11 protein-coding genes and 1 other annotated feature (1 of these 12 cut by a window edge) are annotated in these 14,725 nt (G+C 38.9%); all 11 genes read left to right on the top strand.

What is annotated here, in order from left to right:
- Positions 1-161, top strand: a binding site (T-box leader); it begins 64 nt to the left of the window's first position.
- A gap of 180 nt (positions 162-341) precedes the next feature.
- The 11 genes from ileS (at position 342) to pyrF (ending at position 14,725) form a co-directional block, all read left to right on the top strand.
- Positions 342-3,104 (top strand): isoleucine--tRNA ligase, encoded by a 2,763-nt coding sequence (ileS, locus tag J2Z23_RS03175; RefSeq protein WP_057986772.1) that lies wholly within the window; start codon positions 342-344, stop codon positions 3,102-3,104.
- A gap of 220 nt (positions 3,105-3,324) precedes the next feature.
- On the top strand, positions 3,325-3,801 hold the full coding sequence (lspA, locus tag J2Z23_RS03170; protein ID WP_057986770.1) for a signal peptidase II: 477 nt from the start codon (positions 3,325-3,327) through the stop codon (positions 3,799-3,801).
- On the top strand, positions 3,788-4,690 hold the full coding sequence (locus J2Z23_RS03165) for an RluA family pseudouridine synthase (RefSeq protein WP_057986768.1): 903 nt from the start codon (positions 3,788-3,790) through the stop codon (positions 4,688-4,690). The genes lspA and J2Z23_RS03165 overlap by 14 nt, the downstream gene beginning before the upstream one ends.
- 477 nt (positions 4,691-5,167) lie before the next feature.
- Positions 5,168-5,704 (top strand): bifunctional pyr operon transcriptional regulator/uracil phosphoribosyltransferase PyrR, encoded by a 537-nt coding sequence (pyrR, locus tag J2Z23_RS03160; protein ID WP_057986765.1) that lies wholly within the window; start codon positions 5,168-5,170, stop codon positions 5,702-5,704.
- Positions 5,705-5,850: 146 nt separating this feature from the next.
- Entirely contained in the window at positions 5,851-6,735 is an 885-nt protein-coding gene (locus tag J2Z23_RS03155) for an aspartate carbamoyltransferase catalytic subunit (RefSeq protein ID WP_057986763.1), read from the top strand.
- Between the two features lie 5 nt (positions 6,736-6,740).
- A complete protein-coding gene (locus tag J2Z23_RS03150; RefSeq protein WP_057986762.1) occupies positions 6,741-8,021 on the top strand; it encodes a dihydroorotase in 1,281 nt (426 codons plus the stop codon).
- Positions 8,018-9,118 carry a carbamoyl phosphate synthase small subunit gene (locus tag J2Z23_RS03145; protein ID WP_057986760.1) on the top strand — a complete coding sequence of 367 codons (1,101 nt, stop codon included), beginning with the start codon at positions 8,018-8,020 and terminating at the stop codon, positions 9,116-9,118. The genes J2Z23_RS03150 and J2Z23_RS03145 overlap by 4 nt, the downstream gene beginning before the upstream one ends.
- Positions 9,111-12,326 (top strand): carbamoyl-phosphate synthase large subunit, encoded by a 3,216-nt coding sequence (carB, locus tag J2Z23_RS03140; RefSeq protein ID WP_057986758.1) that lies wholly within the window; start codon positions 9,111-9,113, stop codon positions 12,324-12,326. Before J2Z23_RS03145 ends, carB begins: the two co-directional genes overlap by 8 nt.
- Positions 12,323-13,105 carry a dihydroorotate dehydrogenase electron transfer subunit gene (locus J2Z23_RS03135; RefSeq protein ID WP_057986756.1) on the top strand — a complete coding sequence of 261 codons (783 nt, stop codon included), beginning with the start codon at positions 12,323-12,325 and terminating at the stop codon, positions 13,103-13,105. Before carB ends, J2Z23_RS03135 begins: the two co-directional genes overlap by 4 nt.
- Complete coding sequence (locus J2Z23_RS03130; protein WP_057986755.1) at positions 13,102-14,025, top strand: dihydroorotate dehydrogenase; 924 nt, start codon at positions 13,102-13,104, stop codon at positions 14,023-14,025. The genes J2Z23_RS03135 and J2Z23_RS03130 overlap by 4 nt, the downstream gene beginning before the upstream one ends.
- Positions 14,015-14,725, top strand: coding sequence for an orotidine-5'-phosphate decarboxylase (gene pyrF, locus J2Z23_RS03125; protein WP_057986754.1), 711 nt, complete (start codon positions 14,015-14,017; stop codon positions 14,723-14,725). Before J2Z23_RS03130 ends, pyrF begins: the two co-directional genes overlap by 11 nt.

Genomic DNA, 14,725 nt, shown 5'->3' with positions numbered 1-14,725 from the left:
GCCTAGAAAAAGTAGAAATTGAAAATCACCCAAGAGTTCTTTTGTTGAAAATCTTTGATGAGTAAACAGAAGCGGTCCTCCACGATACGGAAAAGAGTGAGCAATTTATCGAAATTGCTAAAACGGGTGGTACCGCGGGAAATAGCCTTCTCGTCCCTTACAAGGGATGTGGAGGCTATTTTTGTATGAAAAAATAAAAGTTCAGCTCGTGTTATTTTTAGCAACAATCAAATTCAAACAAATTGTGCTAAATAAAATTCGGATTTTCTTGGCTTAGACATTTGCTTGTCTTGGCTAATAACAGTTCATATGCTGTATAGATGATAGGAGGATATTATAAAATGGAATATAAAGAAACACTCTTAATGCCAAAAACGGAGTTTCCCATGAGGGGGAATTTACCTAAGAAAGAGCCAGAAATGCAGGCTCGTTGGCAAGAACAGGATATTTATAAAAAGGTTCAAGAAAGAACTAAAGATCGTCCGTTATATATTTTGCATGATGGACCTCCGTACGCTAATGGAAATCTTCATATGGGGCATGCGTTAAATAAGATTCTAAAAGATTTTATTGTTCGATATAAGTCAATGAGTGGATATTGTGCTCCATATGTACCGGGATGGGATACCCATGGTTTGCCAATTGAGCAGGCCCTTACGAATAAAGGTGTTAAGCGGAAGGAAATGTCGCTTAAAGAGTTTAGGGAGCTTTGTGCCAAGTATGCATTGGAACAAATTGATAATCAAAGAACCGAATTTAAGCGTCTTGGTGTTCGGGGAGATTGGGAAAATCCATATATTACACTTAAGCCGGAATATGAGGCGCAACAAATTCTCGTATTTGGAGATATGGCTAAGAAGGGCTATATTTACAAAGGTAAAAAGCCTGTCTATTGGTCTCCATCAAGTGAATCTGCTTTAGCAGAAGCTGAGATTGAGTACCAAGACAAACGTTCACCGTCCATTTATGTTAGCTTTGAAGTGACAGATGGGAAAAATGTGATTGAAACTGGAACGAAATTTATTATTTGGACGACTACTCCTTGGACGATTCCAGCCAATTTAGCGATCGCCATTCATCCAGATTTGGATTATGCTGTTGTCAAAGTAGCAGATCAGAAATATGTTATCGCGGAAGCCTTATTAGAATCAGTGCAGACAACTTTAGGATGGGAAGATGTTGAGGTATTACACACATTTAAAGGTTCACAACTAGAAAATATTGTCACGAAACACCCTCTTTATGATCGTGAGTCTCCAATCATTTTAGGAGAACATGTAACAATTGAATCAGGAACTGGTTGTGTTCATACAGCACCTGGTCATGGGGAAGATGACTTCTATATTGGACAGAAATATGGCCTTGATGTCCTCTGTCCTGTTGATGATAGAGGTTGTATGACAGAGGAAGCACCTGGCTTTGAAGGTTTATTTTATGACAAAGCGAATATTGCTATTACAGATAAATTAAAAGAAGTCGGCGCATTATTGAATTTAAGTTTTATTACCCATTCCTATCCACATGATTGGCGGACGAAGAAACCAATTATTTTCCGTGCAACCGCCCAATGGTTTGCTTCGATTAAGGATTTCAGAGATGAATTATTAGAGGCTGTTAAAAATGTTCAGTGGGTACCAAAATGGGGTGAAACTCGGCTGTTTAATATGATTCGCGATCGTGGTGACTGGTGTATCTCTAGACAACGTGTATGGGGTGTTCCAATCCCTGTCTTCTATGCAGAGAATGGAGAATCCATTATTACAGACGAAACAATTGATCATATTGCAAAGCTATTTAGGGAGCATGGATCTAATATTTGGTTTGAAAGAGATGCAAAAGCATTGCTTCCTGAGGGTTTTGAGCATCCTGGTAGTCCCAATGGGGAATTTACAAAAGAAACGGATATTATGGATGTTTGGTTCGATTCAGGCTCATCCCATCAAGGTGTTTTAGAAGAACGGAGCGACTTACGGCGCCCAGCTGATTTATATTTGGAAGGATCTGACCAATATCGTGGATGGTTCAACTCTTCTTTAACAACAGCTGTTGCAGTTACTGGCCAAGCGCCTTATAAAGGGGTCCTAAGTCACGGCTTTGTTAATGATGGTGAGGGCCGGAAAATGAGTAAATCAATTGGAAATGTTATTGTTCCGTCTAAACTGATGAATCAATACGGCGCAGAAATTGTAAGGCTTTGGGTAGCTTCTGTTGATTATCAAGCAGATGTACGGATTTCTGATCCGATTATTAAGCAAGTAAGTGAAGTTTATCGGAAAATCAGAAATACATTCCGCTTTCTACTAGGAAACTTAGCTGATTTTAATCCAACTACAGACACCATTCCTTATGAAAAATTAAGAGAAGTAGATCAATTTTTAGTTGTCCGATTAAATAATTTGGTCAAAAAAGTTCGGGATGCCTATGATAATTTTGAATACATGAATATTTATCATGAAGTAAATAATTTCTGTACACTTGATTTAAGCTCGTTCTACTTGGATTTCGCGAAGGATATTTTATATATTGAGGCGAAAGATCATTATGAACGACGAGCAATGCAAACTGTTATGCATGAATCTCTTATTACATTGGTGAAACTTCTGTCCCCAATTTTGCCGCATACAGCTGATGAGGTTTGGTCATTCATACCAGGGGTTCATGAAGAAAGTGTACAACTGACAGATATGCCTGGGTTTAAAGAGATTGACAAGAGTAATCAAATTGAGGCTCGGTGGAGTGACTTCCTTAAATTACGAGATGATGTGCTGAAAGCTTTGGAAGAAGCACGTAATCAAAAAGTGATCGGCAAATCATTAACAGCAAAAGTTACTTTATATGTTAATGAGGATACGAAAGCTTTATTAGAAGAGTTACATGGCAATATGAAGCAGTTGTTTATTGTTTCTGATTTTGCGATTGGTGGCAGCATTGATGAAGCTCCTGATACAGCATTAAAATTAGAACATGGTGCGATTGTAGTTGAAAAAGCAGAAGGAGATACTTGTGAAAGATGTTGGATTGTAACACCAGAAGTTGGTCAAGATAGTGATCATCCAACTCTTTGTCCACGATGTGCTTCTGTTGTAAAAGAAAATTATGTATAATAATTTAGATAGTCCTCCGTGTTCAGGAGGACTATTTTTTAGGAAAGCAAATTTTGAACTCTTGCTATAGAAAAAAAGCAAATGAGTCGAAAAAAAATAGTTTTTTACCGAGAGAATACGGAAACAATCTGGCAATGGATTGTGAATAAGGTTCGTTCTAGACATGGATTTATGCTAAAATACTAAAGAATAGATTACAATTTGAAGTGGAGGTTAGCCAGTGATCTTTTATATCATTGCATTTTTTATCGTTGCTCTTGACCAGTTTACTAAATGGCTGGTGGTAAAAAATATGGAACTAGGGGAAAGTATCCCTATTATTCAAAATTTCTTTTATCTAACCTCTCACAGGAACCGTGGCGCAGCGTGGGGAATACTAGAAAATCAAATGTGGTTATTTTACATTATAACTGTTATTGTAGTGGTGGCGATTATCTATTATCTTGAAAAGCATGCAAAAGGAAAATATCTCTTCCAATTAAGTTTAAGCTTTATTTTAGGAGGAGCAATTGGTAACTTTATTGATCGTGTTTTTCGTCAAGAAGTCGTAGATTTTGTTGATACTTATATTTTCACATATGATTTTCCAATTTTTAATATTGCGGATTCAGCTCTCACAATAGGAGTAATTCTCATGTTTATCCAACTCATCATAGAAGCTCGAGAAGAGAAGGAGAAAAAGAATGAACAACATTGAACACTTTACAGTCGAAATCGGAAATGGCGAACGCATTGACAAAGTGATATCTACATTTCATACAGAATGGTCTCGGACTCAAGTACAACAATGGATTCGTGATAAAAGAGTCCAAGTAAATGGTAAAATAGAAAAAGCAAATTATAAATGCCGAATCGGTGACAAAATTGAAATTTCTATACCAGATCCGGAACCATTAGATGTTCAACCAGAACCAATGGAACTTGATATCTATTTCGAGGATGAAGATGTCATTGTCGTAAACAAGCCGAAAGGAATGGTCGTGCATCCTGCACCAGGTCATTATACAGGGACTCTTGTAAACGGACTTATGGCACATTGTCAAGATTTATCGGGGATCAATGGAGTATTGCGTCCAGGTATTGTACATCGGATTGATAAAGATACCTCGGGTTTATTAATGGTAGCAAAAAATGATTATGCCCATGAACAGCTAGTTAATCAATTAGTCGCAAAAACGGTTACTCGAAAGTATTTTGCCCTTGTACATGGTGTAATTCCTCACGACCATGGAACAATTGATGCCCCAATTGGCCGGGATAAAGAAGACAGACAAAAAATGACGGTTGTCGATGGAGGCAAACACGCAGTCACACATTTTCAAGTGATTGAACGTTTGGAACCATATACATTCTTGGAATGTGTATTAGAAACGGGAAGAACACATCAAATTCGTGTACATATGAAATATATCGGCTACCCACTTGTCGGGGATCCTAAATATGGACCAAGGAAAACGTTAGAAATGAATGGACAAGTATTACATGCTGGGATATTAGGGTTTATCCATCCGCGAAAAAAAGAATATATGGAATTTTCTAGCCCATTGCCTAAGTATTTTGAAGAATTACTTGATGAGTTAAGATAAAAAAGAATTGACAAAGATATTCGGAAAGTATATAGTAACTATAGTTACATATGAACCTTTAATGTAGTCCTGTGAGGCTATGAAGGATACAGACCGATACTTATGTGTATCATACATAAGTACTTAAATTTGGGATTCGTATACCCTCATACCTCGATATGGTATGAGGTTTTTTCATTACTTCAAAGGATAAAGAGGATAAATTTCGGTTAATGTTGGATCAAGTTTTAGGCGTTAACGGCGCGAGGCTCGCAGGAGCAGAGTCCATCGGCATTGCGACGTACAGGATGACTAGTGCCGATGAGGCGACAGGACGTCGCGGTCTGAGTCTGCTGCCAGGACGTCGCGAACTTAACCGATGTCCTTCAAATAACCTAAGCCAATATAAGGCAAAGAACGCCTTTCATTGTCTCTGAACATTTGCTTGTCGCCGGTAGGTGGGCGCCTTGCGCATTTCTTGAAAAGAGGTGAGTAAAAATGGGAAAAACAATAGTTTTGGATGAAAAATCCATTCAAAGAGCATTAACAAGGATTGCTCACGAAATTTTAGAACGAAACAAAGGGATTGAAGAATGTATTCTCGTTGGAATTAAAACGAGGGGCATTCATTTAGCGGAGCGTTTAGCAAAGCGAATTGAACAAATTGAAGGGCAAAAAATTCCTGTCGGGGAATTAGATATAACCCTTTACCGAGATGATCTGACGTATAAGACAGTTGATGCCGAACCTGAAGTGAAAGGTTCCGAACTACCAGTCGAAATTAAAAATAAGAAAGTTATCTTAGTAGATGATGTTTTATATACTGGTCGTACAGTAAGAGCAGCGATGGATGCACTTGTTGATTTTGGACGCCCCTCTTCTATTCAATTGGCCGTTTTGGTCGATCGAGGACATCGTGAATTGCCGATTCGTGCTGATTTCATCGGAAAAAACATCCCTACATCAAGCCAGGAAAAAATTGTTGTTGAACTTTTCGAGTCAGATGGAATGGATCAAGTAAATATTCATAAATAAATAGGTGTCCCTTTTAAAAGACAGTCCAGTGAGGCTGACAAAGGGAGGTTAAACAGGAAGCGATTTTAGCCTGCTTCTTTTTGTACCCTCTTTGTCTAGATATGGACAGAGGGTTTTTTTATTGGGAAAATGAGGAGGCTACTTGAATGAAGCATTTACTAACTATGAATGATTTAACAACTAACGAGATATTGGAAATTTTACATACTGCCGATTCATTTGCAAAGGGTGACAGTTGGTCTCCGGAACAAAAAGTCTATGCGACAAATTTGTTTTTTGAACCTAGTACGAGAACAAAAACGAGCTTTGAGATGGCAGAGAGAAGAATCGGCCTAGACGTTATCCCTTTTGAGACAGGATATTGTAGCACAACAAAAGGGGAAAGCTTATATGACACGGTTCGTACTTTAGAATCGATCGGGATTTCTGTTGCTGTAATTCGCCATGAACAAGAAGCATATTATAACGAATTAAAAGATAAAGTTAATCTTCATCTTGTGAATGGTGGAGATGGGTGCGGGCAACATCCTACCCAATGTTTACTTGACCTGCTAACCATTCAACAAGAATTTGGCTCTTTTGAAGGTTTAAAAGTGGCAATCATTGGTGATTTGAATCATAGTCGGGTGGCCAAATCTAATTTAAAGGCATTGAATGCACTGGGAGCAGAAGTTATTTTTTCTGGACCTGATGAATGGTTTTTAAATGAGGAAACGTACAACTATAAAATAGACGAAATTATCGAATCAGTTGATGTTATCATGCTACTCAGAATTCAATACGAACGCCACTTAAGCTTATCGGCGATCACTGCTGAACAATATCATCAACAATATGGGTTGACAATCGAACGGGAAAATAGAATGAAAAAAGGCAGTATTATTATGCACCCTGCTCCAGTGAATCGTCAGATAGAAATAGCTGATAGTTTAGTAGAGTGTGAGCGTTCGAGAATCTTTAAGCAAATGGAAAATGGGGTATATGTTCGAATGGCTGTTTTAAGAAAATTACTAGAATCTCAGGAGGTATAATCTCAATGAATTGGTTAATTAAAAATGCATATTTATCTACAAATTCCCTAGAAGAAGTTGATATAAGAGTAAAGGATGGAAGAATAGAAGAAATCGGGCAAGAGCTCTTAAGTAATGGGGAAAAGGAATGGAATGCAAGCGGCTTACTGCTTAGTCCTGGATTTGTTGACCTACATATTCATTTACGAGAACCAGGTGGTGAGCAGAAAGAGACGATTGAAACAGGGACACTTGCTGCGGCAAAGGGCGGTTTTACGACTGTTGCTGCCATGCCCAATACAAATCCAGTTCCTGATAATCCTGAACAGATGGAATGGCTAGTAAATGAATGTAAGAACCGAGGAAATGTCCATGTGTTGCCATACGCATCGATTACTATGGGGCAAAAAGGAACAAAACTTGTTGATTTTGTGGCGTTGAAGCAAGCTGGAGCATTTGCCTTTACAGATGATGGAGTCGGTATCCAAGAAGCTGGGATGATGTACGAAGCGATGAAACAAGCAGCAAAACTAGATATGGCGATCGTCGCCCATTGTGAGGATAATTCGCTTATTTATGGAGGGGCTGTGCATGATGGGGAATTTTCCTATAAATCAGGTATCCCGGGCATTCCATCAATTTGTGAGTCCGTTCAGATTGCAAGAGATGTATTGTTAGCAGAAGCAGCGAATTGCCATTACCATGTTTGTCATATCAGCACGAAAGAATCTGTTCGGGCAGTGCGAGATGCGAAACGAGCGGGTATTCATGTCACAGCAGAAGTGTCACCCCATCATCTATTGCTTTGTGATGAAGATATTCCTGGGGAAGACACGAATTTCAAAATGAATCCTCCTTTAAGAGGAAAAGAAGATCGAGAAGCACTAATCGCGGGCTTGTTGGATGGTACGATTGATTTTATTGCAACAGACCATGCCCCACATACTGCCGAAGATAAGGCAAAAGGGATGAATGATGCCCCATTTGGGATAGTTGGCCTAGAAACAGCTTTTCCCCTCCTTTATACAAAGTTTGTCAAAACAGGGGTATTTCAATTGGAGCAACTACTTGATTGGTTAACGATTAAACCTGTGCAAACTTTTAATCTTGAGACAGGAAGAATTGGTCTAGGAGTGCAAGCTGATTTTACATTAATCGACTTGAAACAAGACAAAATTATTCAATCTGCTGATTTTGTCTCCAAAGGAAAAAACACCCCATTTACGGGATGGAAGTGTCAAGGATGGCCTGTAGCTACCTTTGTCAATGGAGAATTGAAATGGTCTGAAGGAGAGAATGCTCAATGAAAAGGAAACTTGTACTAGAAGATGGCACAATATTTATTGGTGAAGCGATTGGCAGCGAGAAAGAAGTAATTGGAGAAGTTGTGTTTAATAGTAGTATGAGCGGGTATCAGGAAATCATTTCCGATCCTTCCAATTATGGGCAGATCTTGACCTTTAGCTATCCGCTTATCGGTAACTATGGGATTAACCGTGATGATTTTGAAAGCATTCATCCAATGATCAAAGCAATCATTGTGAAAGAAGCATGTGACTTCCCATCTAATTGGCGGTCTAATATGTCTATTGGAGAATTTCTAAAACTTAAAGAAATTCCTGGTATTACTGGCGTAGATACAAGAAAACTAACACGATTAATTAGAGAAAAAGGAACGATGAAAGGGATTATATGCCATATTGATGAGGAAACTGAAGATGTGCTTATTCGCTTACGTGCGACTACATATCCAACAAATGAAGTAAAGCATGTATCTAGAACAAAACCATTTCCAAGTCCAGGCAGAGGTAGGAATGTTGTTGTAGTAGATTTCGGATTAAAGCATGGCATTTTGCGAGAATTAACTGAACGTGGTTGTGATATCATGGTTGTTCCTTTTGACACACCTGCTGAAGAGATTCTTTCTTACCGACCAGATGGAATTTTACTCTCGAATGGACCAGGAAATCCTGAGAATCTTCTTCATGTATGCGAAATGATCCAGATTGTTCAAAAGCAAATTCCAGTATTTGGGATTGGTTTAGGACATCAACTATTTGCTTTAGCAAATGGTTGCCAAATTGAGAAAATGACCTTTGGACATAGAGGAACGAGTTACCCAGTAAAAGACCTTTCTAACGGAAAAGTTATCTTTACTTCCCAAAATCACGGGTACGAAGTTGTAGGGGCATCTATTGACCCAAGTGTATTAAGCGTTACTTACCAGGCTTTAAATGGTAACTCCATTGAAGGATTGAAACATATTAAACTACCTGCTATTTCAGTTCAGTTCCAGCCGGAAGCAGCGCCAGGCTCTGAAGATGGAAAAATAGTATTTGATCAATTTATGCGGTTGATGAATGGAAAGAATCTTCAAGAAGAAGGAGCGAAACAACATGCCTAAAAGAACCGATATTCAAAGTATACTTGTGATTGGATCTGGCCCAATTGTTATTGGTCAAGCAGCAGAATTTGATTATGCAGGTACCCAAGCCTGTCTCGCTTTAAAAGAAGAGGGCTATCGAGTTATTTTAATCAATTCAAATCCAGCAACTATTATGACAGATACAGAAATCGCAGATGCTGTCTATATTGAACCATTAACATTAGAATTTGTAGCAAGAATCATTCGAAAAGAAAGACCAGATGCCATTTTACCAACTTTAGGTGGCCAAACTGGACTAAATATGGCGATGCAACTTGCACAAGCTGGCATTTTAGAGGAATGTAATGTTGAAATCTTAGGAACGAAACTATCGGCTATTGAACAGGCAGAAGATCGTGATCAATTTCGCGCTTTAATGAATCAATTAAATGAGCCTGTACCAGATAGTGATATTATTCATTCAATTGATGAAGCCATTTCATTCGCCGAAAAAATTGGCTATCCAATTATCGTCAGACCTGCTTATACACTAGGGGGAACAGGAGGAGGAATCTGCGAAGACCTAGAGGAATTAAAGGAAATTGTGGCTAGTGGATTAAAACATAGTCCTGTTCACCAATGTCTTGTTGAAAAAAGTATTGCAGGTTTTAAAGAAATCGAGTTCGAAGTGATGAGGGACGCGAATGATAATGCCATTGTTATCTGTCATATGGAGAATTTTGATCCAGTCGGCATACATACAGGGGACTCAATTGTTGTGGCTCCATGTCAAACTCTTAGTGACCGTGAGCTACAAATGATGCGTAATGCTTCATTAAAATTGATCCGTGCACTTGGAATTGAAGGAGGTTGTAATGTACAGCTTGCCCTTGATCCAGAGAGTTTTCAATACTACTGCATTGAGGTTAATCCACGGGTAAGCCGCTCATCAGCACTTGCTTCAAAAGCAACTGGGTTCCCGATTGCAAAACTTGCCGCTAAGATAGCAGCAGGATATACATTGGATGAAATTATGAATCCTGTAACAGGTCAAACATATGCTTGTTTTGAACCAACTATTGATTATATTGTCACAAAAATACCAAGATGGCCTTTTGATAAATTTGAATCCGCTAATCGAAGATTGGGTACACAAATGAAAGCAACTGGTGAAGTAATGGCCATTGGTAGAACATTTGAGGAATCATTATTAAAAGCAGTACGTTCTTTGGAAAGTGGGATATTCCATCTTGAACTTCCGGGAAGTTCGCAGATTGAATATACTGTGTTGCAAAAACAAATTGAGAAAGCGACAGATGAGCGTTTGTTTTTTATCGGAGAGGCTATAAGGCAAGGGATTTCGATTGAACAGATTCATAACTGGAGTCAAATCGATCTTTATTTCTTATACAAATTAGAAAAAGTTATTAAGCTTGAACAACAATTAAAGGATGCCCCAATGGATATTGGATGGGGACAAAAGGCAAAAGAATCAGGTTTTAGCGATAAGACGATTGCAAAGCTATGGGACATTACAGAGCAGGACTTATATGAGTGGCGGCAAAAGCATGGAATCATGCCTGTTTATAAAAAAGTAGACACTTGTGCTGGTGAATTTGAAGCTGAAACACCTTATTTCTATGGAACATATGAAACAGAGAATGAATCCATTCAGAGCGGCAAAAAAAGCGTAGTTGTTCTAGGTTCTGGTCCGATCCGCATTGGCCAAGGGGTTGAATTTGATTATGCTACGGTCCATAGTGTATGGGCAATTCAAGAAGCAGGCTATGAAGCGATCATTATTAATAATAATCCGGAAACAGTATCAACGGACTTTAGTATTTCCGATAAACTTTATTTTGAACCACTGACAATTGAAGATGTAATGCATGTAATTGATCTAGAACAACCTGAGGGAGTTGTTGTCCAATTTGGTGGGCAAACGGCGATTAATTTAGCGGCGGAATTAGAAAGTCGGGGAGTTCGAATTTTGGGAACCTCTTTAGAAAGTCTAGATCGAGCAGAAAATCGCGATAAATTTGAGCAAGCATTGGAAATTTTGCGAATTCCACAACCGAAAGGAAAAACAGCCTTTTCTGTGGAAGAAGCAGTTAAAATTGCCACTGAAATTGGGTATCCAGTCCTTGTTCGACCATCCTATGTATTAGGTGGAAGAGCAATGGAAATTGTCTACGAAGAAAAAGAGTTATTACATTATATGGAAAATGCAGTTAAGATCAACCCGGAGCATCCAGTTTTAGTTGATCGCTACTTGATAGGTAAGGAAATTGAAGTGGATGCCATTTCTGACGGAGAAAATGTACTGATCCCGGGGATTATGGAGCATATAGAACGGGCAGGGGTCCATTCAGGTGATTCAATTGCCGTTTATCCACCACAAAATATTAGTTCGGAAATGAAAGAGAAAATTGTTGATTATACAAAGCGTTTGGCAAGAGGATTAGAAATCATCGGCTTGTTAAACATCCAATATGTTATATCAAAAAATGAATTGTATGTAATCGAAGTTAATCCGCGCTCAAGTCGAACTGTTCCTTTCTTAAGTAAAATCACTAGGGTGCCGATGGCTAATCTAGCAACAAGAGTGATACTAGGAAAGAGCCTACCTGAATTAGGCTATGAAACTGGTATTGTGCCCGAACAGGCGGGTGTATATGTAAAAGTACCTGTCTTCTCATTTGCAAAACTAAGAAGAGTTGATATTACTTTAGGGCCAGAGATGAAATCAACTGGAGAAGTAATGGGAAAAGATAAAACAATGGAAAAAGCATTATACAAGGGACTTGTGGCATCAGGAATGCAAATTAAAACGTATGGAACGGTCTTAATTACAGTAGCTGATAAGGATAAAGAAGAGGCTTGTCGATTGGCGCAAAGATTTTCAGCTATTGGCTATCGGATCCTTGCTACTAGTGGTACAGCAAATGTGATTGCCAATAAACGAGTCCCAGTCGAAATTGTTGGGAAAATTGGTTCTAATGGTCTTACACTGATTGATGTCATCCGCCAAGGAAAAGCACAAATTGTTATCAATACATTAACAAAAGGGAAACAACCGCAACGAGATGGTTTTAGAATTAGAAGAGAGTCTGTAGAAAATGGAATTGCATGTTTAACATCTCTTGATACAGCTGAAGCTATTTTAGGAGTATTAGAATCAATGGTTTTCTCATCCGCACCAATGGTAGGTGGAGGGGTTAAAGGAAAAGAGGCGATTAAACCTTGATCCAACAAGAAATCATGCGTGTCGTTTCACAGCGGGAGATCGCGAGGAATATTTTTGAATTAATTTTGGAAGGTGCTATGGTACAGCAAATGAAGCAGCCCGGGCAGTTTGTCCATATTCTGCCAAACCCGGGGCTGGATCCCCTTCTAAGACGACCGATCAGTGTCGCCCATATTGATAAAATGAAAAATCAATTTACAGTTATTTATCGAGCGGAAGGGAAGGGAACAAATTTGCTTTCCCAATACACAGTAAATCGTCAACTGGATGTTTTAGGACCGCTCGGAAACGGCTTCCCTATAAATGCGACCGATTCAAGTGAAACAGCCTTGCTTGTTGGGGGTGGAATTGGGGTTCCTCCATTATATGAATTAGCAAAACAACTTACAAAACAAGGGGTAGAAACGAAACATGTACTTGGGTTTCAATCTTCTGAAGTTGTTTTTTATGAAAAGGAATTTTCGCGATATGGTGAGACTTATATAGCAACTGTAGATGGTTCACTTGGAACAAAAGGATTTGTAACAAATGTGATAGCGGAAAAACAACTAGATTTTGATGTGATTTTTGCTTGTGGACCGACCCCCATGCTAAATGCTTTACAACAAGAATATAAAGACAAGAAAGGATTTTTATCGATGGAACAACGAATGGGGTGCGGAATTGGCGCTTGTTTTGCATGTGTATGTCATGTCAATGAACCTGTCAATGGAAAAGACTACGTGAAAGTTTGTAGTGATGGTCCTGTTTTTCCAATCGGAAGGGTGGTACTAACATGAATCGTTTGCATGTAGAATTACCAGGGTTGTCTTTAAAAAATCCAGTAATGCCAGCATCCGGTTGTTTTGGTTTTGGCCAAGAATTTAGCCAGTTGTATGATTTAAATACATTAGGGGCGATTATGATCAAAGCAACCACGCTTGAACCAAGATTTGGCAATCCGACTCCAAGAGTGGCAGAGACAGCTGCTGGGATGTTGAACGCGATTGGTTTGCAAAACCCAGGACTTAATGGGGTTCTAGCTAATGAATTGCCATGGTTAGAACAATTTGATGTACCTATTATTGCCAACGTAGCTGGCTCAGAGATGAATGATTATGTGGAAGTGGCAAAAGAAATTTCAAAGGCGCCAAATGTTCATGCCCTTGAACTAAATATTTCTTGTCCTAATGTAAAAAAAGGAGGAATCGCTTTTGGAACGATTCCAGAAGTTGCAGCTGAATTAACAAAAAGAGTGAAGGACGCTTCAGCTGTTCCTGTCTATGTCAAACTTTCTCCAAATGTAGCCGATATTGTTGGAATGGCCCAAGCTGTTGAAGAAGCTGGAGCAGATGGATTAACAATGATTAATACATTACTTGGTATGCGGATTGATCTTAAGACTGGAAAGCCGATTTTAGCCAATCAAAGTGGAGGTTTATCTGGTCCTGCTATTAAGCCAGTTGCGATTCGAATGATTTATGAAGTAAGTCAAAGAGTCACAATACCGATTATTGGTATGGGGGGGATTGAATCAGTCGATGATATTATCGAGTATTTGTATGCCGGCGCAAGTGCTGTCGCTGTTGGTACAATGAATTTTTCTGACCCATTTATATGCCCGCGTCTTATAGAAGAGCTATCAAATAAATTAGATGAATTAAACGTATCTCAACTATCTGAATTGGTTGGAAGGAGTTGGAAATCTTATGCGGGCTAAACCTATTGTGGCACTTGATTTTTCGTCAAAAAATGAAATGGTTCAATTTTTGCAAAGCTTTGAAGAAGAGTCATTATACGTAAAGGTAGGCATGGAATTGTTTTATAAAGAGGGTCCTAGTCTACTAAGTTACGTAAAGGATTGTGGTCATGAGATATTTCTTGATCTTAAATTGCATGATATACCGAATACTGTTTACAGTGCAATGAAGGTTCTTGCTCAGTTTGAAGTGGATATGGTTAATGTCCATGCCGCTGGAGGTTTAGAAATGATGAGGGCGGCCATAAAAGGGTTAGAAGAAGGAACGTTAGCAGGACAGAAAAGACCTAAAATAATTGCTGTTACACAGTTGACGAGTACAAGTGAAGAGCAAATGCAAGAAGAACAATTAATTGACAAACCCTTGAAAGATTCTGTTCTTCATTATGCTGCTTTAGCTCAGCAAGCCGGATTAGACGGTGTTGTTTGTTCGGCCCTAGAGGCAAGAGAAATTCGAAATAGATTAAATGAAAGCTTTTTGAGAGTGACCCCAGGAATTCGGCTTGCAGGAGATGTAGCTGATGATCAAAAAAGAATAGTTGGTCCAAGGGAAGCGAATGAACTTGGTTCGACACATATTGTTGTAGGTCGTTCCATTACAAAGGCGCAAAATCCGTATGCTGCTTACAAGCAGGTGAATTTAGAATGGGAGATGAATTAA

The organism is Lederbergia galactosidilytica, assembly GCF_017873565.1.
In the GTDB taxonomy this organism is placed as follows: domain Bacteria; phylum Bacillota; class Bacilli; order Bacillales; family Bacillaceae_C; genus Lederbergia; species Lederbergia galactosidilytica.
This window is presented reverse-complemented; position numbering and strand designations above follow the sequence as displayed.

Coding starts and splice junctions, on each gene's coding strand:
- ileS (WP_057986772.1), top strand. CDS start 342: ATGGAATATAAAGAAACACTCTTAATGCCAAAAACGGAGTTTCCCATG.
- J2Z23_RS03165 (WP_057986768.1), top strand. CDS start 3,788: ATGAACAACATTGAACACTTTACAGTCGAAATCGGAAATGGCGAACGC.
- pyrR (WP_057986765.1), top strand. CDS start 5,168: ATGGGAAAAACAATAGTTTTGGATGAAAAATCCATTCAAAGAGCATTA.
- J2Z23_RS03155 (WP_057986763.1), top strand. CDS start 5,851: ATGAAGCATTTACTAACTATGAATGATTTAACAACTAACGAGATATTG.
- J2Z23_RS03150 (WP_057986762.1), top strand. CDS start 6,741: ATGAATTGGTTAATTAAAAATGCATATTTATCTACAAATTCCCTAGAA.
- J2Z23_RS03145 (WP_057986760.1), top strand. CDS start 8,018: ATGAAAAGGAAACTTGTACTAGAAGATGGCACAATATTTATTGGTGAA.
- carB (WP_057986758.1), top strand. CDS start 9,111: ATGCCTAAAAGAACCGATATTCAAAGTATACTTGTGATTGGATCTGGC.
- J2Z23_RS03130 (WP_057986755.1), top strand. CDS start 13,102: ATGAATCGTTTGCATGTAGAATTACCAGGGTTGTCTTTAAAAAATCCA.
- pyrF (WP_057986754.1), top strand. CDS start 14,015: ATGCGGGCTAAACCTATTGTGGCACTTGATTTTTCGTCAAAAAATGAA.